This window comes from Micromonospora sp. WMMC415 (assembly GCF_009707425.1).
Taxonomy (GTDB): domain Bacteria; phylum Actinomycetota; class Actinomycetes; order Mycobacteriales; family Micromonosporaceae; genus Micromonospora.
Map to the genome: position 1 here is coordinate 4,399,487 of NZ_CP046104.1, position 22,223 is coordinate 4,421,709.

Sequence of the window (22,223 nt, forward strand, 5' to 3'; positions counted from 1 at the left end):
GGACCCTTCCTCTACCTGAGGCGTTAAGAAGGGGCCCTTCCTTGCACCTCAGCGCTCGTTGGATGGGGTGTAGTCGCGCTCGGGGGAGCCGGTGTAGACCTGCCGCGGGCGGCCGATCTTGGTCTCCGGGTCGTTGATCATCTCGCGCCACTGGGCGATCCAGCCCGGGAGCCGGCCCAGCGCGAAGAGCACCGTGAACATCTTGGTCGGGAAGCCCATGGCCTTGTAGATCAGGCCGGTGTAGAAGTCCACGTTCGGGTAGAGCCGGCGGGAGACGAAGAAGTCGTCGGCGAGCGCGATCTCCTCCAGCTCCATCGCGATGTCCAGCAGCGGGTCCGGCTTGGCCATCCGGCCGAGCACGTCCTGGGCGGCCTTCTTCACGATCGCGGCGCGCGGGTCGTAGTTCTTGTAGACCCGGTGGCCGAAGCCCATCAGCTTGACGCCGGCCTCCTTGGCCTTGACCTTCTGTACGAAGGCGCGGACGTCACCGCCGTCGGCGTGGATGCGCTCCAGCATCTCCAGCACGGCCTGGTTGGCGCCGCCGTGCAGCGGGCCGAAGAGCGCGTTCACGCCGGCCGAGACCGAGGCGAAGAGGTTGGCGTTGCTGGAACCGACCAACCGGACGGTCGACGTGGAGCAGTTCTGCTCGTGGTCGGCGTGCAGGATGAACAGCTGGTCCAGCACCTTCGCCACGACCGGGTCGACCTCGTACGGCTCGGCCGGCACGCCGAAGGTCATCCGGAGGAAGTTCTCCACGTACCCGAGGGAGTTGTCCGGGTACAGCAGCGGCTGGCCGATCGACTTCTTGTACGCGTACGACGCGATGGTCGGCACCTTCGCCATCAGCCGGACCGTCGACATCTCCACGTGGGAGGCGTCGAACGGGTCGAGGCTGTCCTGGTAGAAGGTCGAGATCGCGCTGACCGCCGAGGAGAGCACGGCCATCGGGTGCGCGTCGCGGGGGAAGCCGTCGAAGAACCGACGCATCTCCTCGTGCAGCAGGGAGTGCCGCCGGATCCGCTCGGAGAACTCGGTGAGCTGCTGCTGGGTGGGCAGCTCGCCGTAGATCAGCAGGTACGAGACCTCCAGGAAGGAGGACTTCTCGGCCAGCTGCTCGATCGGGTAGCCGCGGTAACGCAGGATCCCCGCGTCGCCGTCGATGTAGGTGATCGCGGAGGAGCACGCTGCCGTGTTCACGAAACCGGGATCGTACGTCGTCAGCCCGGTTTCCTTGAGCAGATTGCCCACGCGCATTCCGGAGGGGCCCTCGACCGCGGGGTGCACCGGCATCGAGAGCTGCCCACCGGGGTGATCGAGCTTGACTTCCGTCATGTGGTTCCTCGCTTCGCCGGCAGATCTTCGCTGAATTGCCTTCGCTTCTACCGTATTCGCGGTTCGCGGGACACCGCCCGCGGTGGTTCTCCGGTGAGGTATGCGTCACCCGATTCCCGACCAGCCGGCTGGGAAACCCCGGTCGGGCCGGCGCGGGTCAGGAGAGCGCGAGGCGGGCCAGCGTACCGTCGGCGGCGACGAGGAGGAGGTCGAGGCGGTTCGCCCCGACCTGGAACAGCCGGTCGTCGGCGACCAGGGCCGCGAACCGGCGACCGCCGGCGTCCCGGGGAACCACCGGCACGACCGCGGCGACCCGGCCGTTGACCGCGACGGCCAGCGGCGTGCCGTCGGGCACGGAGTCGGGCAGGTCGCCCCAGACCAGCGCGGGCAGCCGCCCGGCGTCCGGGTCCACGTCCCGGAACGCGGCGAGGTCGCCGACGCGGGCCGAGCCGGCCGTCGGCGGGTTCCCCACCGGGGTACCGATCAGCGGGTGCGGGGAGGGTGGCGGCGGCGCGGCCGGCACCCCGCCGGAGATGGGGGTGCCCTGGGCGGGCCGGTCGTAGAAGAGCTTGCCCGGGTCGTCCCGCGGCGCCTGCCGGGCGGAGCGGCCGTCGACCGGCCACGGCACCCGGATCCCGGCCTCGTCGGCGACGGTGGGCAGCAGGTCGACGTGCTGCCAGTTCCGGTCGTCGACGCGACCGGCGCGCTGCCCCGGCGACTTGACGAACAGCGGCACCCAGGCGACCTCGTCGACGGCGGCCCGGATCGCGTCCATGCCCCGCCCCTGCGCGCCCCTCGTGAAGCTGACCCCGTGGTCGGCGGTCACCACCAGCAGCGCCTGGTCGTACAGGCCGGTGGCCCGCAGCGTGCGCAGCGTCTCGCCGATCAGCCGGTCGGTGTAGCCGAGCTGGGCCAGGTGGCGCTGCCGGGCCAGCTCGATCCAGCCCTCCCCCACGTTCGGGAAGTCCTCGGGCGCCTCGTAGCGCATCCCGGAGGGCAGGTACGCCCACGGCGAGTGCGGCATCAGCAGGTGCAGGAAGTGCAGCGTCGGCGTGGCCGACGGCTTCAGGCCGGCGAGGAAGCTGGTGAACCGGGCCGGCTGGTTGGCGTTCAGCCGGTCCCACCGGAACTTCGGGTCGGTGGGCACCGGCTCGGCCGCGTCGACGCCCGCCTCGGCGGCGGTGCGCTCGCGGTAGGAGTCCTGGGGGTCGACCCGGCTGTCGACGGGCGCGGCGAGGCGGGCCAGCAGCTCCGCGCTCTCCCGGACGAGCACACCGATCCCCTGCTCCGGTGTCACGCGGCGCTCGCAGCGGCTGGGTGGGCAGAGCCGGGTGATGCTCTCCTCGGCGCGGATGTCGTACAGGCCGCCGAAGGCGGTGAACAGGTTGTCCGGGTGCTGAGAGTAGTGCGGCGCGGCCCCGGTCGTCGGGTAGCGCCCGGACAGCATCGCCGGCATCGCGTACGGCGTCCAGCCGCTCACGCCGGTCGCGTTGCGGTAGAAGGTCGACCCGGCGGCCAGCTCCGCGAAGTGCGGGAACCGGGCGGCGTCCACCCGCCCGTCGGGGCCGAGCAGGGAGACCAGGGGCAGCTCGTCGAGGATCAGCATCACCACCGGCGGGTGGAGGCCCCCGTTGGCGACCCCGGCGGCCCCGCCCTCGCCACGTGGCAGGACCACCGCCGACGTCGGCGAGGCGAGCAGGAACAGCCCGACGAAGATCGGCGGACCCACCGCCGCCACGCGTAGCACCCGCCCGGGTCCCCGCCAGCGCCGGTGGGCCACCGCGCCGCCGGCACCGGCCGCGACGGCGACGAGCAGCAGCGACGTGCCCCGCAGCGTGGTGACGGACCGGCCGACCTGCACCGCCAGCGCCGCGACCAGCAGGCCGACGAGGGTGGTGTGCGTCGCCGCCCGGACGCGTGCTCCGGCGAGCCGGGACACCGCGCCGAGCAGCCCCACCGCGAGCGTGGGTACCAGTGCGACCAGCGCCACCAGCAGCAGGATCTCACCCCGGTCGGCGCGGTGGAACAGGAAGAAGTCCGGGCTGCGGCCCAGGACGTCCAGCAGCGGCTGGGTGACCGCGAGCCCGACCAGGGCGGTGATCTCCAGCAGCCGGCCGCGCTCCGCCCGCCAGCCGGCCCGGAGCCGTACGGCCCGCCGGCCCGGTGGATCGGGCGGGGTGGCCGGGTCAGCCACCCACGACCGCCCGGTAGAGCGTCCGGGTGCCCGAGGGCAGGTCGAGGCGGTTCTCGATGCGGCAACGGGCCCCGAGCAGCCGCTCGAACTCGTCCCGCCGGTAGTCGGGGAACAGCCCGTCCGGCTTGTTCGCCAGCAGGCGGCCGGCCATCGGGTCCTCCGGGTGTACGAACTCCACGACGAGCCGGGCGCCGGGCACGCCGAAGCCGGCGAGCCAGTCCACCACCTCGGGCAGGGGCACGTTGCGCCCGATCGCCAGGTGGTGGACCACGGCCAGGGCGAGCACCGCGTCGGCCCGTGCCCGGTCGGCGAAGGCGGCCCGCTCGACGCCCCGCCAGCCCCCGCCCGGGGACGGGTCGGCAAGGTCCATCACCAGCGGCAGGATGCGCCGCTCCCCCTCGGCCCGCAGCGCCCGGTACAGCCGGTCCACCACCGCCGGGTCCTGTTCGGCGGCGACGACGTAGTCGGCGTGGTCGGCGGCGAGGCGGGCGTAGCGCCCGTCGTTGGCGCCGAGGTCGAGCGCGAGGCGGGCGCGGGGCCCGGCGGCCAGCGACCCGGCGACGAAGCTCTCCTTGGCCGCCCGGTCGGCGGCGCTGTAGCCGCAGGTGCGCTGGTAGTCGATCCAGTGGCTGGCGGGCGGCTGCCGGTCCAGGCGGCCGACCAGGCGTTCGAGTCCGCGTACGGTGGCCAGGGCCAGCTCCCGCGAGTAGCCGGCGGCGCGCAACTGGGTGCGGACGTCGGCCGTGCTGGCCCGGGCGTTGCGGCGCCGCATCGCGTCGTGCAGGTGCACGTGGGCGAACACGCCGGGCCGCAGCCGGTGTCGGCCGGCGAAGAGGCGGCGCATCTCGTCCGGCTCGATGCCGTCGACCCGGGACCGCAGCCACGGCTGGAAGTCCAGCCCGAGGTGGGCGCCGAGCATCAGCGGGTAGAGCAGCGTCTGGCAGAACTGGCGGTAGCCGGCCCACGGTTCGCCGTCTCGGGCCGGCGTGAACGAGCCGACGTCGATGAAGACCGGCTGCGCGCCGCGCCACTGGAGGTTGTAGGCGGACCCGTCCTTGGTGGTGAAGCCGGCCGGCAGCGCCGCACGCAGGATCTCCAGGTGCAGCAGGGCCGCGTCGCGCAGCATGGCGTGCGACCACTCGTACGGGTGGGAGACGAACGGGATGCGCTCGTGGCGCAGCACGGCCGCCCAGCCCTGCGGCACGGGTACGGTCTCGACGGGCTCGGTGCCGCACACCCTGCCCTCGGCGAGCAGGGCGGGGAAGAAGTCGCTGGCGGCGAGCGCCCGCCACTCGGCGGCGGCCCGCTCGTCCAGCACCCGCAGCACCTCGTCGCCGTGGTGGTAGACGCGGTTCGCCGGGTCGCGGAAGGACGCCGGCTCGGCCCGCAGGCCGGTGTCGGGGTACGCCATGCCGGTCAGTGCTGGTCGGTGGGCTGCTTGCGGAACCGGTCCACCAGGCGCCGCCAGTAGAGCTTGGCCGCCACCGCGACGCCGGCCACGCCGCCGACCACCGCCTGCACGATCAGGCTGCCGGAACCCGCGTCCAGGTACGCCAGATGGTTCACCGACCGCTCCTTCCGTATCGACCCTCGGCGCACCGGAGCATCCTCCTGAGGGATTTGACCCGGTACGCCTGACTTGTCGGTCACAGTACGCGGAAAGACGCCCCGGCGAGGGCGAGACCGGGCACCCGGTGTCCGATCCGTCCAAGACCGGGCGGCGCCGCGGGCCCTACCGTGGCCGGCATGACACCTCGCTTCGACCTGATCGGCACGGCCGTCACCGACATGGCCCGCACCCTGGACTTCTACCGCCGGCTCGGCCTCGACATCCCGCCCGGCGCGGAGTCCGAGCCGCACGTGGAGGTGACCCTGCCCGGCGGTGTCCGACTCGCCTGGGACACCGTCGACACCATCCGCTCGTTCGACCCGGACTGGACACCGCCCACCGGCAGCCCCCGGATGAACCTCGCCTTCCGCTGCGCCGACCCCACGGAGGTCGACCGCTGGTACGCCGAGCTCACCGAAGCCGGGTACCACGGCCACCGCAAGCCGTGGGACGCCTTCTGGGGACAGCGGTACGCGGTGCTGCACGACCCGGACGGCAACGGCGTGGACCTGTTCGCACCCCTGCCCGGTTAGCCCATGAGTGGTGTCGGGACGGGAGGGTGAGACGAGTCTCGCCATGTCTGTTACTGGAGCGGCGAAATCCGTTGCCGGGCTATGGATAGCTGGCCTGAGCTGGGGCGTCTGTATCGGTGACAGAGAAGTGCGGGAGGGTGCGTGGACGAGGACGACCGGGCCCGGCTGGCGGAGTTCGTGGCCAGCCGTACGCCGGCGCTGATGCGGGTCGCGTACCTGCTCACCGGCGACCGGCACGCCGCCGAGGACCTGTTCCAGTCGGCGCTGGCCAGGACCATTCCGAAGTGGCGGACGCTGCGGCACGCCGACCCGGAGGGGTACCTGCGCACGGTCATGTACCGGGAGCAGGTGAGCTGGTGGCGGCGGCTGCGCCGACGGCGGGAGATCGCGCTCACCGGGGCCGACGAGGCGGTCCAGCAAGACCCGAGCGGCGGCACCGACGTACGCCTGGCGATGCGGGCGGCACTGCGTCACCTGCCGCCGGCCCAGCGCACGGTGGTGGTCCTGCGCTACTACGAGGACCTCACCGAGACCCAGGTGGCCGAGGCGCTGGGCTGCACCGTCGGCACGGTACGCAGCCGTACCCACCGGGCGGTGAGCCGGCTGCGGCAGCTCCTGCCGGACGTCGAACTCCTGGAGGTACGGCCGTGACCACGCCGATCGAGGATCTCATCCGCGCCACCCTCTCCGACCTGGCCGAGGAGGCACCCACAGTGCAGGACCAGTTGATCCCGGCGGAACGCCGGGCCCGGAACCGCCGACGCGCCACCGCGGCGCTCGGCGTGGCGGGGACCCTCGCCGCCGTGCTCATCGCCGCGCCGCTCGCCGTCGCCGCGACCGGCGGGGACGCGCCGCGGCCGGCCGCCCCGCGCCCGCCGGCGCCAACCGCCCCGCCCACCCCGGCGGCCAGCGTGCCACCGCCGACGCCAACCGCCGCCGTTCCGTCCACGAGCCCCGCGTTCCCGCCGCCCGGCAGGCCCACCTCGTGGCCCACCGCACCCATCCCGTCACCCAGCCCGCAGCGCTGATCCACCGACGCGCGCCCGACAGCCGCCTTCCCGCCCGGACAGCGGCTGTCGGGCGAGGTCGTCGCCCGCCCGACTGCGGCCATTGCGCGACCCGAGGGGCTCAGGGGTCACGCCAGGAGCTGGCAAGGTCGATACAGGAAGAGCCTGTCCTGGGGGCCCGGAACCCGTTCCACGCGAACATGCCGGGCCGCGCCGGCCCAGCCCGTCAGAGCAGCGCGGTCGGCGGCACCCCGGCCAGGTCCCGGACGTCCCGGTTGAAGTGGGCCTGGTCGGCGTACCCCGTTCGGGCCGCCACCTCGGCCAGCGGCGTGCCGGCACGCGCCAGGGCCAGCGCCCGCTGCAACCGCAGGATCCGGGCCAGGGTCTTCGGGCCGTACCCGAAGAGGCGCCGGGACCGGCGGTGCAGGGCGCGCGGGTCGAGCCCGGCCGCGGCGGCGAACGCGCCGACCGTGGCGCCGGCGCCCAGCGCGGCGGTCACCCGCGCGGCGAGCGGGTCGGGGCCACCCGCCTCGCGCAGCCGGGCGGCGGCCGCCTCGACCAGTGCCCGAGCCGGGGACTCGCCGGCCCGGGCCGCGAGCCGCGCGGCGGCCCGGTCGCCCCAGAGCGCGGCGACGGGAACGCGCCGGTCCCGCAACTCCACCGCCGGTACGCCGAGGACGGCCGGCCCGGCGCCCGGTGGCAGCCGCAGCCCCACCCACCGCTCCCCCGGCGGGCTCACGCTGACGAAGGCGGTGCGGTCCGGGCCGGCCACCAGCAACCCGGCCCGGCTGGACCAGAGGAGGTCGACGCAACCGTCGGGCAGCACCCGGGTGGGCGCCGCCCCGGCCGGTACGGTGCTGGTCCAGAGCACGGCGCCGGCGATTCCGGCGGGACGTTCCCGGTACACGCCCCCAGCCTGCCACGCCCGACTAGCCTCGGAAGCTGTGCGATGGTCGGTGGTGGACGCGCCGCTCGACTCCTCCGGCCGGGGGCGGGGCGAACGGCGGGCACCGGTCGCCCTACGCGCGGCCGGTCTGGTCGACCGGCTGGACGCGCGGGACGTGGGCGCGATCGACACGGTGATCACCGACCCGGTCCGCGACCCGGAGACCGGGATGGTGGGCGCCGACCAGGTACGCCGGGCGGGGCGGGCGATCGCGGCCCGGGTGACCGAGCTGACCGACGCCGGCCACGTGCCGCTGGTCGTCGGGGGTGACTGCGCGATCCTGCCGGGCGTCCTCCAGGGGCTGCCGTCGGGGTTCACGCTGTGGTTCCTCGACGGGCACCTCGACTTCTACGACGGCATCACCTCCCTCACCGGGGAGGCGGCGGACATGGACCTGTCGCTGGTCACCGACCACGGCCCGGCCGGCGTGCTCGACCGGGAGGGGCCGCTGGTCGACCCGGACCAGGTGCACGTGCTCGGCTACCGGCCGTCCCACGAGCCCGCCGGGGTGCGGGAGGCGGCCCGGCTCGACCCGGCGATCCACGTCGTGACGGCGGACCGGCTGCGCGGGGAGGCCGCCGCGGCCGCGGGCCGGGACCTGGCCGCCGACGGCGCCGGGCCGGCCTGGCTGCACCTCGACCTGGACGTGCTCGACCCGCTGGTGCTGCCGGCCGTCACCTACCCGGAGCCGGGTGGGCTGGACTGGCCGGACGTCGCCGCCCTGATCAGGCCGATGGTGCGGTCGGGTCGCCTGCTCGGGATGAGCCTCGCGGACTTCAACGCCGACGAGGACCCCGACGGCCGCCACGCGGAGCGGGTCGTCGAGGTCCTCGCCGAGGTGTTGGCCGACTAGGCACGGCCGCCGCTCGCCGCTCAGGAGGTCAGCCGGATGGGGATCCCCGGATCGGGGCGCCTGTCGCCGAACGTCTCCCTGTTCCTGCTCGCCTCGGTGCTCGTGTCCTTCCTCGCCGCGTCGGCCGCCCCGACCCCCCTCTACGGGACCTACCAGGAGCGCTGGCACTTCTCGCCGATCACGACGACGGTGGTGTTCGCCGTCTACGCCGTCGCGGTGCTGGCGACCCTGCTCACGTTCGGCAAGCTGTCCGACCATGTCGGGCGGCGGCCGGTCCTGCTCGTCGCGATCGCGGTCCAGATGGTCGCGCTGGTCATCTTCATCCTCGCCGGCGGCGTAGCCGCGCTGCTGGCCGCCCGCGTCGTGCAGGGGCTCGCGGCCGGGGCCGCCACCGGCGCCGTCGGCGCCGCCATGCTCGACATCGACCGCTCCCGCGGCACGCTCGCGAACGCGATCGCCCCCGGCATCGGCACCGGCACCGGCGCCCTGCTCTCGGCGCTGCTCATCCGGTACCTGCCCGCGCCGACGCGACTCGTGTACGTCGTCCTGCTCGTGGTCCTGCTGATCCAGGGCGTCGGCATCCTGCTGATGCGGGAGACGGTCACGCCGATGGCGGGAGCGCTGCGGAGTCTGCGGCCGGAGATCAGGCTGCCCCGCGCCGTACGCGGACGGGTACTGGGCGTCCTGCCGGTGGTCTTCGCCGTCTGGGCGCTGGCCGGCTTCTTCGGGGCGCTCGGCCCGGCGCTCGTACGCGCCCTGATGAACACCTCGATCGTGGTTGCCGGCCTGCTCCTCTTCGTCTTCGGCCTCGTCGGGTCGATCACCGTCCTGCTGCTGCGCAACGCCGCCCCGCAGACCGTGATGCTCACCGGAATCGGCGCTCTCATCCTGGGCATGGTCATCACGCTGGTGTCGGTCATGATGGAGTCCGTCCCCGGCTTCTTCGTCGGTCTCGCGTTCGGCGGTGTGGGCTTCGGCGCCGGCTTCCAGGGCAGCCTCAAGACGGTCATGCCGCTGGTGGAGGCGCACGACCGCGGCAGCGTGCTCTCCCTGCTCTACATCGTCTGCTACGTCGGGTTCGGCCTGCCCACCGTCGTCGCCGGCTACCTGGTGGTCCACGCCGGCGGGCTGCCGCAGACCGCGAACGAGTACTCCGTCGCCATCATCCTCCTCGCCCTGGTCGCCCTGTTCGGGCTGCGCAGGGCCCGCCCGACGACAACCGCCTGACCCGCCGCCGGTCGGGCCGGGACGCGACCGTGCCGACGTCCCGGCCCCGGGTGCCGGCTATCCGCCAGCGGTGGGATGGGGCAGCCGCACGGTGAACACCGTCCGGCCCGGCCGGCTCTGCACCGACACGGTGCCGTGGTGCGCCGCGACCACCGCGGCGACGATGGCCAGGCCGAGGCCGGTGCTGCCGTGCGCCCGGGACCGGGAGCTGTCGCCGCGCGCGAACCGTTCGAAGACGTCGGAGCGCAGGTCGGCGGGGATGCCGGGACCGTCGTCGGTGACCCGGAGCACCGCGGCGTCCGGCTCGACGGCCAGGGCGGTGGTGACGGTGGTGCCCGCCGGGGTGTGCACCCGGGCGTTGGCCAGCAGGTTGGCCAGCACCTGGTGCAGCCGGGCCGGGTCGCCCGGCACCCGGACCGCCTGGTCCGGCAGGTCGAGCTGCCACCGGTGCTCCGGCCCGGCGACGTGCGCGTCGCTGACCGCGTCCACCACGAGGGCGGAGAGGTCCACCGGCTCGACCGCGAGGGGCCGGCCCGAGTCGAGCCGGGCGAGCAGGAGCAGGTCGTCGACGAGGCTGGTCATCCGGGTGCTCTCCGACTCCACCCGGCGCAGGGCGTGCGCCACGTCCGGCGGTACCCGGTCCCGGCCACGTCGGGCCACCTCGGCGTACCCCCGGATGGCGGCGAGCGGGGTACGCAGCTCGTGGCTCGCGTCGGCGACGAACTGGCGTACCCGGGTCTCGCTGGCCTGCCGGGCGGCGAGCGCGGCGGCGACGTGCCCGAGCATGCGGTTGAGTGCGGCGCCGACCTGCCCGACCTCGGTGCGCGGGTCGGTGTCGGCGTCCGGCACCCGGACCGACAGGGCCACCTCCCCCCGGTCGAGGGGCAGCTCACTGACCCGGCCGGCGGTGGCGGCGACCCGCCGCAGCGGGCGCAGGGTACGCCGGACGATGAGCGCGCCGGCGGCGCCCGCGACGAGCAGTCCGGCCCCGGCGACGGCGGCCTGCGCGGCGACCATCCACATGACTGTCTCCCGCACCTCGGCGAGGGGGATCGCGAAGACGAGCACGGTCACGTCGGTGATCTCGCGGGCCACCGCCCGGTACTCCCCCCGGTCGCCCAGGTCGACGGTGTGCGGCCGCCCGTCGGCGGGCACCCGCGCCAACGCGGAGACCTCGGCGACCGGAACGGTCTCGACGGTGCCGGCCTCGGTTCGGATCCGCGCGGCGGTGAGGTCGTCACCGACGACGCGCGCCGCCACCGAGCCCGGCCGGAAGGTGGGTGGCGGCTCCGGCCCGGTGCCGGGTTGCTGCCCGGGCTGCCGCCACCGGTCGGTACCGAACCAGGCCGGCGGCCCGCCCGGACGGCGATCGTCGAGAGTGAGCTGGTCGTCCACCTGCTCGATCAGGAAGTGCCGCAGCGCCACCGTCGTGATGCCGCCGATGGCGACGCTGACCACGGCGAGCAGGGCGAGCAGGATGACCACCAGCCGGGTGCGCAGCGACCAGCCGGCCAGCCACCGGCGCAGCCGGCCCGCGCGCTCACTCGGCGGGCTTGAGGACATAGCCCGCGCCGCGCAGGGTGTGGATCATCGGCTTGCGACCGGCGTCGATCTTCTTTCGCAGGTACGAGATGTACAGCTCGACGACGTTGGCCTGGCCGCCGAAGTCGTAGTTCCACACCCGGTCGAGGATCTGCGCCTTGCTGAGCACCCGGCGCGGGTTGCGCATCAGGTACCGCAGCAGTTCGAACTCGGTCGCTGTCAGGGTGATCAACTGGCCGTCCCGGCGCACCTCGTGGCTGTCCTCGTCGAGGGTGAGGTCCCCGACGGTGAGCACCGCCTCCGCGCGGGCGGCGACCGCGAAGCCGGAGCGGCGCAGCAGCGCCCGCAGGCGGGCGATGACCTCCTCCAGGCTGAACGGCTTGGTCACGTAGTCGTCGCCGCCGACGGTCAGCCCGGCGATCCGCTCCTCGACGGCGTCCCGCGCGGTCAGGAAGAGCACCGGCACGGTCGGGTACACCTCCCGCAGCCGGCGCAGCACCGCGAAGCCGTCCAGGTCGGGCAGCATCACGTCGAGGATCACCGCGTCCGGCTGGAACTGGCGGGCGGCGCTCAACGCCGCCATGCCGTCGCCCGCGGTACGCACCTGCCAGCCCTCGTAGCGCAGCGCCATCGACAGCAGGTCGGTCAGGGTCGCCTCGTCGTCGACCACCAGGACGCGGACGGGCTGCCCGTCGGGACGGCGCAGCTCCACCCGGACCGGGCCGACCTGCTCGTTGGTCACCATGACCCCCATCGTGGGCGGGTCCGCTGTGCCGCGTGTGTGCGTTTCCTGTGTCCGCGCTGTGCGCGCCTACTCGGACATCCCCACCGGGTAGGTGTGGACGAACCGCATCGTCCAGGTCCCGGACCCGTCCGGCCGGTCCCGCTCGTAGAGGTGGTCCGGGGCTCCGGTGACCGTCGGGCCACCGCCGTCGGGGTGGCGCAGGACCCAGCGGGCCGGCGGGGCGCCGTCCGGGTCGGCCGGCAGCGCGCGGATCACGTCGTGGGCCGGCCCGCCGACGAAGCGTACGGTCACGTCGCTCATCCCGCCTCCATCGGTACACGCCTCTCGGCTCGCAAGCTACCGCACCCGGGACCGACGCCGGCCGATCCCGCGGCGGTTTGCCCTGATCGGAGCCCGGGTACCGGCACCCCGAAGCAGGTCGGACAGGAGCAGAGGAGCGGTCGATGAGGACGCTGGACGGGCGGTACCGGCTCGAACAGCGCATCGGCGTCGGCGGGATGTCGGAGGTCTGGTCGGCCCACGACGAGGTGCTCGACCGTCCGGTCGCCGTCAAGCTGATCGCGCCGGCCCGCGAGGGCCGGGAGGACGCGTCGGTGGAGCGCATCCGCGCGGAGGCACGCTCCGCCGCCCGCCTGGTCCACCCCAACGTGGCCAGCGTCCACGACTTCGGCACCGCCTCGTCCTCGTCGCAGCGGCAGGTGCCGTACATCGTGATGGAGCTGGCGGAGGGCGAGACGCTCGCCGTCCACCTGCGGGCGGGGCCGCTCGACTGGCGGATCGCGGTACGGGTCTGCGCGGAGGTGAGCGCGGCCCTCGCCGCGGCGCACGCGCACGGCATCGTGCACCGCGACATCAAGCCGGCGAACGTGATGCTCACCCCGTCCGGGGTCAAGGTGCTGGACTTCGGCATCGCCACGCCCTCCGGCGTCCCCGACGAGGTGCCGGACGGCATCGTGCTGGGTACGCCGGCGTACCTGGCCCCGGAGCAGCTCGACCGGGAGCCCGCCACGCCGGCCGCCGACATGTACGCCGTCGGCGTCCTCCTCTACTACTGCCTGGCCGGGCACCTGCCGTACCCCGCCGGGACGGCCACCGAGCTGTTCGGGGTACGGCGACGGCAGCCGCCCGCGCCCCTGCCGGAGATCGCGGGCCTGCCGCCGGAGGTCGCGGACCTGTGCGCCCGCTGCCTGTCCGACGATCCGGAGCGCCGGCCGACCAGCCTGATGGCCGCGCTGCTGCTCGCCGAGGCCGTCGACGCCCGCGTCTACGTGCCGATGCGGCAGCCGGTGCCGCCCCGACAGCGGACGGCGCCGGTGTCCCGCTGGACGGAGCAGGCGGCGGCCGAGGCGACCGAGGCGGCGCCCGTTCCCGAGTGGCACCGGGGCTGACCTGCGCCGTCACGGTCCGGTGCGGTTTCACCGGCCGGGCGCCGGGTAGCCGGGCCGGTGAGTGACGGGAGGAACGCGATGTCGCACCACAGTTCCTGGCTCGACGAGACGGCCGCCGCGACCGCGGAGGGCGGCCATGTCCGCACCGAGGACGGCAGTCTATCCACCGCCCTGGCGTCTCCACTGGCACAGCACTGTACGGGGCTGACACCCTCGCAGCTGCTCGCCGCCGCCTTCGCCTCCTGCCTGCACCACGCGGCGGTCGAGGCGGCCGGGGACATCACCGACGAGGCGCACACCGTGCAGGTACGGGCGGAGGCGAAGCTCGGTCGCGACGGCGAGGGACGGTACCTGGCCGACGTGCACGCCTCCATCTCGTCCGCCGGGCTCACCCGCAAGCAGCTGGACGAGCTGGTCGAGCACGCGGATCGGCTCTGGCCGTTCTCGTCCGGGGACGGTAGCCGGCACCGGCTGACGGTGACTCCGGCGGAGAACGGCCGGCACTGACTCCGGCTCGCCGGCACGTCCGACCGGCGATCCGTAGCCCGTACGCCTGATGGATGGTCCACCGTTCGGCCGATGGGTGTGCCGCACCCCTCCCACGGTGCCCAAGATCCATCTTTCGTGCCCTTCCTAGCCGTTGTCGGCCTCATATCCGACATGGCAGACAGGGCCGGAAAGTGGCATTGCTGGTCGCCTCACACTCTTCGCCCAGGCCATTGCCGCGAATTGTGACGCATGCCACCAAAGGGTGCCGGTGGCAACCCACGATCCGCTTTCTAGCCTCGGCGGGTGCACCCCGACGACACCTTCGACCAGAAGACGACCGAGACGCGACCGGATGACCGGTCCGCCGATGCCGCCTCAGCCGAACGGACGATCGGCCGGCATCGCGCCACCGAGGCGCCCAGCCGCGGCCGACGGGCGCTGCTCGCGTCGACCCCCGTACGCATCGCCCTCGCCACCGGTGTGACCTGCTGCCTCGGCGTGGTCGCCGTCACCGGCACGCGGGGCCTCGCCGAGACCGACCGGACCCCGGTCGCCGAGGCGGTGGCCGACCGGGCCGCCGCCGACGAGCGCGCCTCCCGCTCGCTGGACCGGGCCGCCTCCCCCGTACCGACCAGCGCGAGCCCGACGCCCAAGCCCAAGCCCTCCCCCTCGGCCACCAAGAAGAAGGCGCCGAAAAAGCCGAAGCCCACCAAGCCGGCCCGGCCGCGCCCGGTGGCGGGCCTGACCCAGATGCAGATGGACAACGCCAAGATCATTGTCGACGTGGGCGTCGACATGAAGATGCCCCGCCGGGCCCTGGTCGTCGCCATCGCCACCGCGATGCAGGAGAGCACCCTGCTCAACTACGCCAACGGCGGGGTGCCCGACTCGTTCAACCACCCCTACCAGGCCACCGGCTGGGACCACGACTCCGTCGGGCTGTTCCAGCAGCGGCCCAGCAGCGGCTGGGGCACCGTCGCGCAGCTCATGCGCCCGTCGTACGCCGCGCGGGCCTTCTACGAGGCGCTGCTGGAGATCCCCGGCTGGCAGGCGATGAGCGTCGCCGGTGCCGCCCAGGCCGTGCAGGTCTCCGCCTTCCCGGACGCGTACGCCCAGCACGAGATGCGCGCCACCACCATCGTCGACGCGCTCACCTGACCGTCGGCGCCCGGCGCGGGGCGGCACCTCGCCGCGCTCGCCGGGCGGGATCGGGGCGGTCAGGCACCGGCGGGCCGTCCGCCGGGCCGCCGCCCCGTGGCGGTGGCGCGTCTCAGCGGGCCGCGCGGCCGAAGAGCCGGCCCCGGTTGCCCGGGGTCGCCGCGGCGGCGGTCGGCGTGTCCGCCGGGACCGGCTCCGCGGCCACCCCACCGAGGATCTCGTCCACCCGGGCCTCGCGCCGGCGGCGGGCGTGCAGCGCCGCCTCGAACTCGCGGCGCGCCTGCACCGCCTCCTCGTACACCCGCTCGCGCACCTGCCGGGCCTCCTCCCGGGCGGCGTCGAGCTCGTACCGCGCCCGGGCGAGCAGTTCGGCGGCCTCCCGCTCGACCGCGTTGCCGAACCGGCGGGTCCCGTCGCCGATGTCGAGTCGCTGGAGCAGGCCGCACAGACCCGCCGCCTCCTCGCGGATCTCGTCCCACTCCCGTCCGGTCCCCCCGGCGCCCTCGGCCCGCACCGCGAGCCGCATCAACCGGATACCGAGCTCATCCAGGCAGTAATCCACCTGCCGCTGGTCGTAGCCGAGCTCAACGACGGAGAACCTCATACTGTCGCCCCCCAGGCAGCTGGTACGTCTTCCCCCGCCCTTGATCCTCGGCGCTGCGGACGGCCGCCGAGGGGGTTCGGGAAAAATGTTCAGCATGCGAGCTGCCGGTGCGCCTCGGCGCGTCGTGGGGTGCCGGCCGGCGGCCCGGCGTGGACAATGCGCCGAGCCACCCGAGGAGCGTCAGGGCCGCTTGGGCAGCACGACCACCCGGCCGAAGAACTCGTCGATGCGACGCACCACGTCGTTGAAGTCGTCCAGGTCGATCGGCTTCGTCACGTACGCGTTGGCCTGGAGGGTGTAGCTGCCGAGAATGTCCGTGTCGGCGTTGGAGGTGGTGAGCACGACGATCGGGATGGTCCGCAGGTCCGCGTCACCCTTGACCTGGCCCAGCACCTGCCGCCCGTCCATTCGCGGCATGTTCAGATCGAGCAGGATCACGTCCGGCCGCCGGGCCTCGGTGTGCCGGCCGGTGCGCCGCAGGAACTCCATCGCCTCCTGGCCGTCGCCGACCACGTCGATGACCTTCTCGACGTCCGAGTCGGCGAGCGCCTCCTCGATCATGAGCACGTCACCAGGGTCGTCGTCCACCACCAGGATACGCACCGGATTCGGGCTCTCTGGACCCATCGTTACCTGCTTCGTGTCGGTGGAGCGGGGACCTGGCGGTCACCGTGCTGGCGGGGAAATCTAGCCGATCGAGGGATCAACCGTCACACCCGGGTTGCCGGTGTCCGAGTCGTGTCGCAGCACCTCGGCCAGACCGGTGACCTGCAGCACCCGGTGCACCCGCCCGGTGGCGCCGGTGAGCCGCAGCCAGCCGCCACGGGCGGCCGCGCGGTTGTCGGCGCGGACGAAGGCGGCGATCCCGGTGGAGTCGCAGAAGGCCAGGTCGCTGAGGTCGACCAGGAACCGGTGCACGCCCGCCTCGGACAGCCGGTCCAGCACCGCGTTGAGCTCGCCGGCGGTGCTCAGGTCGAGCTCGCCGGAGAGCCACACGCGGGTCGTGTCCCCGTCGCGTTCGGCGTACGTGACGGAGAACGTCACGGTGGTCTCCCTCGGTCGACCGTGGACATTTGCAGCGGGGCAAGTATACGCACAGGTGCCCGCGCAGCAGCCGGCGTGATCTACCGCGCGGCGACGACCTTGCGACCCGCGTCGAGGAAGCGTGCCGCCCGCGGGAAATCCCGCAGCGACTCTGCGTAGTGCGTCAGCGTCAGCCCCACCGCAGGCGCCGGCACGCCCCGGCTGGCGAGGATGTCGACCAGCCAGTCCACGAACTCGGTGAAGAGCGTGCCGTCGTCGACGTAGAGCGCGGCGGCCAGGAAATCGACCACGTACCCGAGGTCGCTGACCGTCGAGTCCACCTGGGCGGGCGTGTAGTCCCGGGTCGCCGGCGTCCGCTCCCGCAGGTCCGCCAGCGCCGAGTCGACCAGCTCCCCGCGCCGCTTGACGAGGCTCGCGTACTCGTCGTCGGCAAGGTGGGACAGCTCCGCCGGCGGGGTCCGCCGCAGCGCCCGCTCGTCGGCGACCAGGTCCGCCGCCGACGGCGCGTCCGGCGCCCAGGCGACCCCGAGCCGGCGCGCCCACCGCCCGTCGGCGCCGAAGCCCCGCCCGCCGACGACCACGGGAACGTCGGAGCGGCGGCACGCCTCGATCATGCGGTGCGCCTGCGGCAGCCGCATCGGCAGCGCACAGGCCAGCGCGACGGCGTGCGCGTCGTGCCGGTGCAGGTACGACACCAGGTGCGCCGCCGGCACGCTCGCGCCGAGGAAGGTGACCTGCCAGCCGCGCAGGCGCAGCACCTCCGCGACCAGCCGGGGCGGCAACGCGTGCCACTCGCCGTCCATGCACGCGACGACGATCCGACCGCGGGTCGGGCGCGAACCGGCGTACGCGGCGACGGCCGCCACCACCCGCTCGCTGATGTGGGTGGCGGCGTGCTCCTGCGCCACGCTCCACTCGTTGCGGGCCCAGCGGTCCCCCACCTCGGCCTGGGCGGGGGCGACCAGATCGAGCAGCACCCGCTCGGCGGACAGCCCGTCGTCGAGCAGGCGGGTCGCCACCTCGACGGCGGCGTACTCGTCGGCCTCGGCGAGGCAGTGCAGATAGCGGGACCAGGCGGCGGCCGGGCCGGCCGCGGTGGTCGAGGCGGTCACCCGCGCGCCTCCCTCTCCTCGTCCGTCGCCGCCTGGTCGGGCACGGCGTGCAGGTGCCGGGGCGTACGCCCGGCCGGGCCGGTCGCGCGGAGCGCGAGCACGGCGATGTCGTCGTGGTCCCCGTCGGCCAGCCAGTCACAGGTGACCTGTTCGACCCGTTCGGCCAGGGCCGGCGCCGGCATGCGCTGGCACCCCGTGACGGCGGTGACGAGCCGGTCGGTGCCGAACTGCTCGTGCCCGTGGCGCCCGCCCCGGGCCTCGGTCACGCCGTCGCTGTAGAGCAGGCAGGTCTCGCCCGCGTCGAGGTGGACCGTCTGCTCGCCGATGCGCGGGTCCGGGACGACGCCGACCAGCATCCCGCGCAGCGGCACCTGCTCGACCTCGCCGGAGTTGCGCAGGACCAGCGGCGGCAGGTGACCGCCGCCGGCCAGCGTCAGCGTCAGGCCGCCGTCCCGGCACGGGCGGAGCACCCCGAGCACCATGGTCGCGAACCGCCCCCGGTCGTGCGCCTGGGTGGTCTCCAACAGGGCGTCGTTGAGCAGCTTGAGCAGCCGCCCCGGGTGCGTCTCGACCCGGTGCAGCGCGTGGAGGCACTGGCGTAGCTGGCCGGTGAACACGGCCGCCTCGACGCCCTTGCCGGACACGTCGCCGAGGAAGAAGACCGACCCGCCGTCGGGCAGCCGGTGCGAGCCGTAGAAGTCGCCACCGATGCGCAGCCCGGCCTGCGCCGGGCGGTACGCGGTGCCCCACTGGACGCCGGTGGCCGCGGCCGGCTCCACCGGCAGCAGGCTGGCCTGGAGGGTGTCGGCGACCTCGGCCTGGTCGCGGTAGAGCAGCGCGGTCGTCAACGCCGCCCCGGCCCGCGCGGCGAACGCCCGGACCAGGTCCACGTCGGCGTCCTCGTACCACCGGGCCGCCCACCGGACGACCAGCAGCACCCCGGCCGGCGCGTCCCGGCCGGGCAACGGCACCACCCGGGCACACATGCCGGTCGAGGCGGGGCCGGGCAGCCAACCCGCGTCGACGGCCTGCTCGACGAGCCAGTCCACCGCGTGCGGCTCGGTGCCCTCGAGCCCCTGAACGACGGCCGGCGGCAGGTGGGTCGCGGGGAGGGCACCGCTGTCGACCGTGGGTGTCTCGTCGTCGGCCCGCGAGGCGCGCCACCAGCGGACCCGTCCGGCACGGGGGGCCAGCACCAGGACCGCCACCTCCCCGAGGGTGGGCACGGCGAGCCGGACGACCGCCGCGGCGGCGCGGTCGGGGTGCAGGGGGTTGCCGAGCTTCTCGCCGACCACCGCGAGGAACGCCGACCGGGCCCGCTCCGCGAGCAGGGCGTCGGCGCGGGCGAGGGTTTCGGTCACATCCTCGACGTACCAGCAGGAGCGGCCGGACGACAGCGCCACCCGCCGGGACCGCAGGCGGCGGCCGTGGTGGGTGAAGTCGCCGGAGAGGAGCCCGGGAACGGCGAGGGACGCACCAGCCATCACCTCGGGGAGCAGCCGCTGCGCGACCGGGCTGACGTGCCGCACGACGCCGTCGGCGTCGCAGACGACGAGGCCCTCCCGGACGTGCTCGACGACCTCGGACCACTCGGGTGCGACGGGGGCGGGGTCGGGCGCGAGTGCCGGACGGGCGCGGATGGGACGAGCCCGGGTGTCGGCGGGCCACGCCGGAGCCCGTGCGGCATTCGGCGTGGAGATCCGCCCGTCGCCCGGGTCCTGACCCCTGACGTCGGCAGCAGTCACCAGCTGAGCCCCACTCCTCGTCGACACCCGCACCGCGCCGGGAACCGACGCTTGTGGTCAAATCTCTGCGTCCCACCCTACGCCGGTACGCCGGTACCGCCACCCCACGCCCTCGCCGGGCGGGCGACTCGGCTCCCGGCGGCGTCGAGCGGGTGTTGCTACCATCCCGGGGACGCTTGCCGACCGGCAGCCTGCGGAAAGGCGTGATCGTGCTAGGCCATGGGAGGAACCCGGAGCCCGCGCCGATGAGCATGACCGTCGATCGGTCGGATCCGGACGCCCCGCTCATCCGGGTCGCCGGCGACCTCGCGTACACGACCGCCGCCCCGCTGCGGACCGAGGTCGACCGAGTCCTCGCCGAAGTCCCGGCCACCCTCGTCCTCGACTTCGCCGACCTGTGCTTCATCGACAGCACCGGCCTGGGCGTCATCGTGCACGCGTGGCGGGAGGGGCAGGCCGGCGGCACGGTCCTCGAACTGCGCACGGTGCCCCGGTTCCTGGCGACGATCCTCGACCTGACCGGCGTCACGGGCCTGCTCGCGCGTCCGATCACCGACAGCGGCCCCGCCACGGACGACCCCGCGGAACAACCGACCGCCCCGGCGTGAATCGCCGACGCCGCCCCGACAGTTGCCAATCGGTGCGCGACTGGGAACATGGAGGCATGGGGCCGCGGCTGTTGACGATCGAGGTGACCCGGCTCGACGCCGGATGCGCCCGGCTCCGGTTGACCGGCGACCTGGATTTCGAGACCGCGCCGGAGCTCGTCGAGGCGGCCGCCGAGGCGCGCCGGGACGGCCACCACGAGCTTCTGATCGACCTGGGCGGGGTCGGCCTCTGCGACTCGTCCGGCCTGAGCGCCCTGGTGGTGGTGCACCGCGCCGGCACCGGCCCGGTCCGCCTGGCCGGCGTGAGCCCGCAACTTCAGAACCTGCTGGACCGCACCGGCCTGGTCGAGCTGCTGGCCGTCGAGCGGACCGGGGACGACGACCTGCGCGAGGCCGGCTGACCGCGGCCTGCGCAAGCGGCCGGGTCGCGCCGCCCGGGGGATGGCCCCCGACCCTGGGACCAGGGGCCGGGGGCCGGAGTGATGCTCAGGGTGCGGGCACCGCCTGCCGGCGGGGTCCGGTCGCCCGCTCGGGCACGTCCGGTGGCGGCTCGACGTCGTCGGGCGCGCCGGAATCGGGGGTCTGGAAGAGGTAGCGGACGAACTCCCCACCCGCCTCGTTGTCGTCCGCCCCGGGCCACTGCCCGACACAGTCCACGCCGATCACCTCGCGGCCGGTGCCGTCGGCCTCCTCCAGCAGCGCCCACAGGCTGACCGGGTAGCAGCGCGTGTCGCCGGGGGCGAGCTGCCAGCGCGCGTACCAGCCGGGTCGGGCGGGGACGATCTCGACGATCCTCTTCATCACGACCTTCCCTTCCGGGTGTGCCTCGGAGGTTCCCGGTCCGCTGCGATCGTCCGGCCCGGGCGGGTGACCGTCCCTCACCCACGCCGGATGAAGCTCGTACCCGGTCGGGCCGGGCCGGCCGCTTGTCCCTTTCGCGGCCGGCGGCGTGTCCCTTTCGTGGCCGGCGGCGTCCGTTTCGTGGTCGGCGGCGGCGGGAAGGCGACCGGCTGGAAAGCGAGGGAACACCAGCGGAAGCGAGGTGTCACCATGCGCAAGCAGATGGAGGGCGACAGCCAGCGCCGCCGCGCCCTGGCCCGCCAGGCCCGGGAACGCGGCATGCGGCCCAGCGAGACCGGTGCCAGCCTGAGCGCGTCGAAGCAGTTGACCAGCCTCGACCAGGGACGACGGAACGGGCCGCCCCCGGCGGGTCGTCGCAAACCGGACGCTACGCGCGGTGGTCCCGCACCGCCCCCGACCGGCATCCCGGAGCACCCCCGGCCGATGGCGGACCCCGGTACGGCCTCCCCGGGAGTGACCACCATCGGCTACCGCGAACTCGTCGACGACGTGGGCCGCCGGGCCGGGGTGGATTTCCGGACCGCGAAGGTGGGAGCGGAGGCGACCGTGCTGGTTCTGGCCTGGGCGCTCGGTGAGGCGGAGCGCCGTCGGCTGCTGGACGCGGTGCCGATGTCCCTGCACGACGTCACGCCGGTCGACGGTGTCGAGAGCCACGCCGACCTGCCCGGTTTCCTGGCCGAGGTGGGCCGGCTCAGCGGCCGTACCCCGGAACAGGCCCGCTACCAGGCCGAGGCGACCCTCGCCGCGCTGGCCGACCGGGACGGTGACCTGGTCGAGTCACTGCACGTCCCGGACGGATTGCGGGACCTGCTCGCCCCACCTGAGCCCGGGGGCGGTCTGGTGGGCGCCACCACCTCGACACCTCCGCTCGGCGAGGCGGAGGTGCGCGAGGCGCTGGCCGATCTGCCGTACTGGTCCGGTGACGTGAACGGGCTGTCGCGGACGGTGGTGTTGCCGGCGGACAATCTCGACCGCGTACTCGACCGCCTCGACCTGCTCAAGCAGCAGACCGGTCGCGGACCGCGGATCGCCCGGCCGGACGGCAACACCGCCCTCGTGACCGTGGCGACCGTCCGGTCCCGGCAGGACCGCTCGGTGACCGCCCCCGACGTCGACCTGGCGCACGCCGTCGACGACGCGATCGACGAGGTGGGCGCCGGGATGAACAGCGGCTGACCGCGTTCGCCGGCCGGCGGGCTCCCGCCTCGCCGGCCGGCGCCGGCGCT

General features: G+C 74.3%; 24 protein-coding genes and 2 pseudogenes. 11 read left to right on the top strand and 15 right to left on the bottom strand.

The genetic code is table 11. From position 1 onward, the window contains the following. Positions 1-48: 48 nt before the first annotated feature. From GKC29_RS20725 to GKC29_RS29645, 4 genes are all read right to left on the bottom strand, one after another. Positions 49-1,332, bottom strand: a complete 1,284-nt coding sequence (locus tag GKC29_RS20725; RefSeq protein WP_155332397.1) for a citrate synthase — start codon at positions 1,330-1,332, stop codon at positions 49-51. A gap of 157 nt (positions 1,333-1,489) precedes the next feature. After that, the gene (locus tag GKC29_RS20730) at positions 1,490-3,526 is read right to left on the bottom strand and encodes a sulfatase-like hydrolase/transferase (protein WP_155332398.1); all 2,037 of its coding nucleotides are present in this window, start codon (positions 3,524-3,526) and stop codon (positions 1,490-1,492) included. After that, positions 3,519-4,937 (bottom strand): methyltransferase, encoded by a 1,419-nt coding sequence (locus GKC29_RS20735; RefSeq protein ID WP_155332399.1) that lies wholly within the window; start codon positions 4,935-4,937, stop codon positions 3,519-3,521. Before GKC29_RS20735 ends, GKC29_RS20730 begins: the two co-directional genes overlap by 8 nt. A 5-nt stretch (positions 4,938-4,942) precedes the next feature. Further along, positions 4,943-5,092: a hypothetical protein gene (locus GKC29_RS29645; RefSeq protein ID WP_168003842.1), complete on the bottom strand. Its 150-nt coding sequence runs from the start codon at positions 5,090-5,092 to the stop codon at positions 4,943-4,945. A 180-nt stretch (positions 5,093-5,272) separates the two neighbouring features. Between GKC29_RS29645 and GKC29_RS20740 the strand changes: the two genes are divergently transcribed. From GKC29_RS20740 to GKC29_RS20750, 3 genes are all read left to right on the top strand, one after another. Beyond that, positions 5,273-5,668 (top strand): VOC family protein, encoded by a 396-nt coding sequence (locus tag GKC29_RS20740; protein ID WP_155332400.1) that lies wholly within the window; start codon positions 5,273-5,275, stop codon positions 5,666-5,668. Positions 5,669-5,809: 141 nt separating this feature from the next. Continuing rightward, positions 5,810-6,319: a SigE family RNA polymerase sigma factor gene (locus GKC29_RS20745; protein ID WP_155332401.1), complete on the top strand. Its 510-nt coding sequence runs from the start codon at positions 5,810-5,812 to the stop codon at positions 6,317-6,319. Beyond that, the gene (locus GKC29_RS20750) at positions 6,316-6,696 is read left to right on the top strand and encodes a hypothetical protein (protein ID WP_155332402.1); all 381 of its coding nucleotides are present in this window, start codon (positions 6,316-6,318) and stop codon (positions 6,694-6,696) included. Before GKC29_RS20745 ends, GKC29_RS20750 begins: the two co-directional genes overlap by 4 nt. A 205-nt stretch (positions 6,697-6,901) precedes the next feature. Here GKC29_RS20750 and GKC29_RS20755 read toward each other — a convergent pair whose 3' ends face one another. After that, positions 6,902-7,582: a helix-turn-helix domain-containing protein gene (locus GKC29_RS20755; protein ID WP_155332403.1), complete on the bottom strand. Its 681-nt coding sequence runs from the start codon at positions 7,580-7,582 to the stop codon at positions 6,902-6,904. A 37-nt stretch (positions 7,583-7,619) separates the two neighbouring features. Between GKC29_RS20755 and GKC29_RS20760 the strand changes: the two genes are divergently transcribed. Together GKC29_RS20760 and GKC29_RS20765 are read left to right on the top strand one after the other, a co-directional pair. Then, entirely contained in the window at positions 7,620-8,474 is an 855-nt protein-coding gene (locus GKC29_RS20760) for an arginase family protein (protein ID WP_196255677.1), read from the top strand. Positions 8,475-8,510: 36 nt separating this feature from the next. Continuing rightward, positions 8,511-9,701, top strand: a complete 1,191-nt coding sequence (locus GKC29_RS20765) for an MFS transporter (protein WP_155332405.1) — start codon at positions 8,511-8,513, stop codon at positions 9,699-9,701. A 57-nt stretch (positions 9,702-9,758) separates the two neighbouring features. On the opposite strand, the pseudogene GKC29_RS20770 reads toward GKC29_RS20765, so the two are convergent. From GKC29_RS20770 to GKC29_RS20780, 4 genes and pseudogenes are all read right to left on the bottom strand, one after another. Next, positions 9,759-10,838: pseudogene (locus tag GKC29_RS20770) on the bottom strand (ATP-binding protein); the annotation flags it as partial. A 234-nt stretch (positions 10,839-11,072) separates the two neighbouring features. Beyond that, positions 11,073-11,264: pseudogene (locus tag GKC29_RS30610) on the bottom strand (two-component sensor histidine kinase); the annotation flags it as partial. Continuing rightward, positions 11,242-11,988, bottom strand: coding sequence for a response regulator transcription factor (locus GKC29_RS20775; RefSeq protein WP_155332407.1), 747 nt, complete (start codon positions 11,986-11,988; stop codon positions 11,242-11,244). The pseudogene GKC29_RS30610 and the gene GKC29_RS20775, both read right to left, overlap by 23 nt. 66 nt (positions 11,989-12,054) lie before the next feature. Next, complete coding sequence (locus GKC29_RS20780; protein WP_155332408.1) at positions 12,055-12,288, bottom strand: hypothetical protein; 234 nt, start codon at positions 12,286-12,288, stop codon at positions 12,055-12,057. A gap of 143 nt (positions 12,289-12,431) precedes the next feature. On the opposite strand from GKC29_RS20780, the gene GKC29_RS20785 reads away from it, so the two are divergent. From GKC29_RS20785 to GKC29_RS20795, 3 genes are all read left to right on the top strand, one after another. Then, positions 12,432-13,376 carry a serine/threonine-protein kinase gene (locus tag GKC29_RS20785; RefSeq protein ID WP_155332409.1) on the top strand — a complete coding sequence of 315 codons (945 nt, stop codon included), beginning with the start codon at positions 12,432-12,434 and terminating at the stop codon, positions 13,374-13,376. Positions 13,377-13,454: 78 nt separating this feature from the next. After that, positions 13,455-13,883: an OsmC family protein gene (locus GKC29_RS20790; RefSeq protein ID WP_155332410.1), complete on the top strand. Its 429-nt coding sequence runs from the start codon at positions 13,455-13,457 to the stop codon at positions 13,881-13,883. Between the two features lie 285 nt (positions 13,884-14,168). Beyond that, complete coding sequence (locus tag GKC29_RS20795) at positions 14,169-15,023, top strand: hypothetical protein (protein ID WP_155332411.1); 855 nt, start codon at positions 14,169-14,171, stop codon at positions 15,021-15,023. Between the two features lie 112 nt (positions 15,024-15,135). On the opposite strand, the gene GKC29_RS20800 is transcribed toward GKC29_RS20795, so the two are convergent. The 5 genes from GKC29_RS20800 to GKC29_RS20820 all read right to left on the bottom strand — a co-directional run bounded on the left by GKC29_RS20800 (position 15,136) and on the right by GKC29_RS20820 (position 19,528). Then, complete coding sequence (locus GKC29_RS20800) at positions 15,136-15,627, bottom strand: ATPase (protein WP_155332412.1); 492 nt, start codon at positions 15,625-15,627, stop codon at positions 15,136-15,138. A gap of 180 nt (positions 15,628-15,807) precedes the next feature. Continuing rightward, positions 15,808-16,254 (bottom strand): response regulator, encoded by a 447-nt coding sequence (locus GKC29_RS20805; protein ID WP_155332413.1) that lies wholly within the window; start codon positions 16,252-16,254, stop codon positions 15,808-15,810. 60 nt (positions 16,255-16,314) lie between these two features. Next, positions 16,315-16,671, bottom strand: a complete 357-nt coding sequence (locus tag GKC29_RS20810) for an STAS domain-containing protein (protein WP_155332414.1) — start codon at positions 16,669-16,671, stop codon at positions 16,315-16,317. Between the two features lie 80 nt (positions 16,672-16,751). Continuing rightward, positions 16,752-17,783 (bottom strand): B12-binding domain-containing protein, encoded by a 1,032-nt coding sequence (locus tag GKC29_RS20815; RefSeq protein WP_155332415.1) that lies wholly within the window; start codon positions 17,781-17,783, stop codon positions 16,752-16,754. Next, entirely contained in the window at positions 17,780-19,528 is a 1,749-nt protein-coding gene (locus tag GKC29_RS20820) for a PP2C family protein-serine/threonine phosphatase (RefSeq protein WP_155332416.1), read from the bottom strand. Before GKC29_RS20820 ends, GKC29_RS20815 begins: the two co-directional genes overlap by 4 nt. 245 nt (positions 19,529-19,773) lie before the next feature. Here GKC29_RS20820 and GKC29_RS20825 point away from each other — a divergent pair, with 245 nt between their 5' ends. Together GKC29_RS20825 and GKC29_RS20830 are read left to right on the top strand one after the other, a co-directional pair. After that, positions 19,774-20,136 carry an STAS domain-containing protein gene (locus tag GKC29_RS20825; RefSeq protein ID WP_230688736.1) on the top strand — a complete coding sequence of 121 codons (363 nt, stop codon included), beginning with the start codon at positions 19,774-19,776 and terminating at the stop codon, positions 20,134-20,136. A gap of 56 nt (positions 20,137-20,192) precedes the next feature. Next, positions 20,193-20,537, top strand: a complete 345-nt coding sequence (locus tag GKC29_RS20830) for an STAS domain-containing protein (protein WP_196255678.1) — start codon at positions 20,193-20,195, stop codon at positions 20,535-20,537. An 85-nt stretch (positions 20,538-20,622) separates the two neighbouring features. Here the strand turns inward: GKC29_RS20830 and GKC29_RS20835 are convergent, their stop codons facing one another. Continuing rightward, complete coding sequence (locus GKC29_RS20835; protein WP_155332418.1) at positions 20,623-20,937, bottom strand: hypothetical protein; 315 nt, start codon at positions 20,935-20,937, stop codon at positions 20,623-20,625. 249 nt (positions 20,938-21,186) lie between these two features. Here GKC29_RS20835 and GKC29_RS20840 point away from each other — a divergent pair, with 249 nt between their 5' ends. After that, a complete protein-coding gene (locus GKC29_RS20840; protein WP_155332419.1) occupies positions 21,187-22,173 on the top strand; it encodes a DUF2267 domain-containing protein in 987 nt (328 codons plus the stop codon). Positions 22,174-22,223 lie beyond the last annotated feature (50 nt).

What these genes read in the sequence shown, in the direction of transcription:
- GKC29_RS20800 (WP_155332412.1), bottom strand. Translation starts at nt 15,627, where the DNA reads ATGAGGTTCTCCGTCGTTGAGCTCGGCTACGACCAGCGGCAGGTGGAT.
- GKC29_RS20775 (WP_155332407.1), bottom strand. Translation starts at nt 11,988, where the DNA reads ATGGTGACCAACGAGCAGGTCGGCCCGGTCCGGGTGGAGCTGCGCCGT.
- GKC29_RS20765 (WP_155332405.1), top strand. Translation starts at nt 8,511, where the DNA reads ATGGGGATCCCCGGATCGGGGCGCCTGTCGCCGAACGTCTCCCTGTTC.
- GKC29_RS20740 (WP_155332400.1), top strand. Translation starts at nt 5,273, where the DNA reads ATGACACCTCGCTTCGACCTGATCGGCACGGCCGTCACCGACATGGCC.
- GKC29_RS20725 (WP_155332397.1), bottom strand. Translation starts at nt 1,332, where the DNA reads ATGACGGAAGTCAAGCTCGATCACCCCGGTGGGCAGCTCTCGATGCCG.
- GKC29_RS20735 (WP_155332399.1), bottom strand. Translation starts at nt 4,937, where the DNA reads ATGGCGTACCCCGACACCGGCCTGCGGGCCGAGCCGGCGTCCTTCCGC.
- GKC29_RS20835 (WP_155332418.1), bottom strand. Translation starts at nt 20,937, where the DNA reads ATGAAGAGGATCGTCGAGATCGTCCCCGCCCGACCCGGCTGGTACGCG.
- GKC29_RS20780 (WP_155332408.1), bottom strand. Translation starts at nt 12,288, where the DNA reads ATGAGCGACGTGACCGTACGCTTCGTCGGCGGGCCGGCCCACGACGTG.
- GKC29_RS20790 (WP_155332410.1), top strand. Translation starts at nt 13,455, where the DNA reads ATGTCGCACCACAGTTCCTGGCTCGACGAGACGGCCGCCGCGACCGCG.
- GKC29_RS20825 (WP_230688736.1), top strand. Translation starts at nt 19,774, where the DNA reads ATGAGCATGACCGTCGATCGGTCGGATCCGGACGCCCCGCTCATCCGG.
- GKC29_RS20805 (WP_155332413.1), bottom strand. Translation starts at nt 16,254, where the DNA reads ATGGGTCCAGAGAGCCCGAATCCGGTGCGTATCCTGGTGGTGGACGAC.
- GKC29_RS20785 (WP_155332409.1), top strand. Translation starts at nt 12,432, where the DNA reads ATGAGGACGCTGGACGGGCGGTACCGGCTCGAACAGCGCATCGGCGTC.
- GKC29_RS20840 (WP_155332419.1), top strand. Translation starts at nt 21,187, where the DNA reads ATGCGCAAGCAGATGGAGGGCGACAGCCAGCGCCGCCGCGCCCTGGCC.
- GKC29_RS20830 (WP_196255678.1), top strand. Translation starts at nt 20,193, where the DNA reads ATGGGGCCGCGGCTGTTGACGATCGAGGTGACCCGGCTCGACGCCGGA.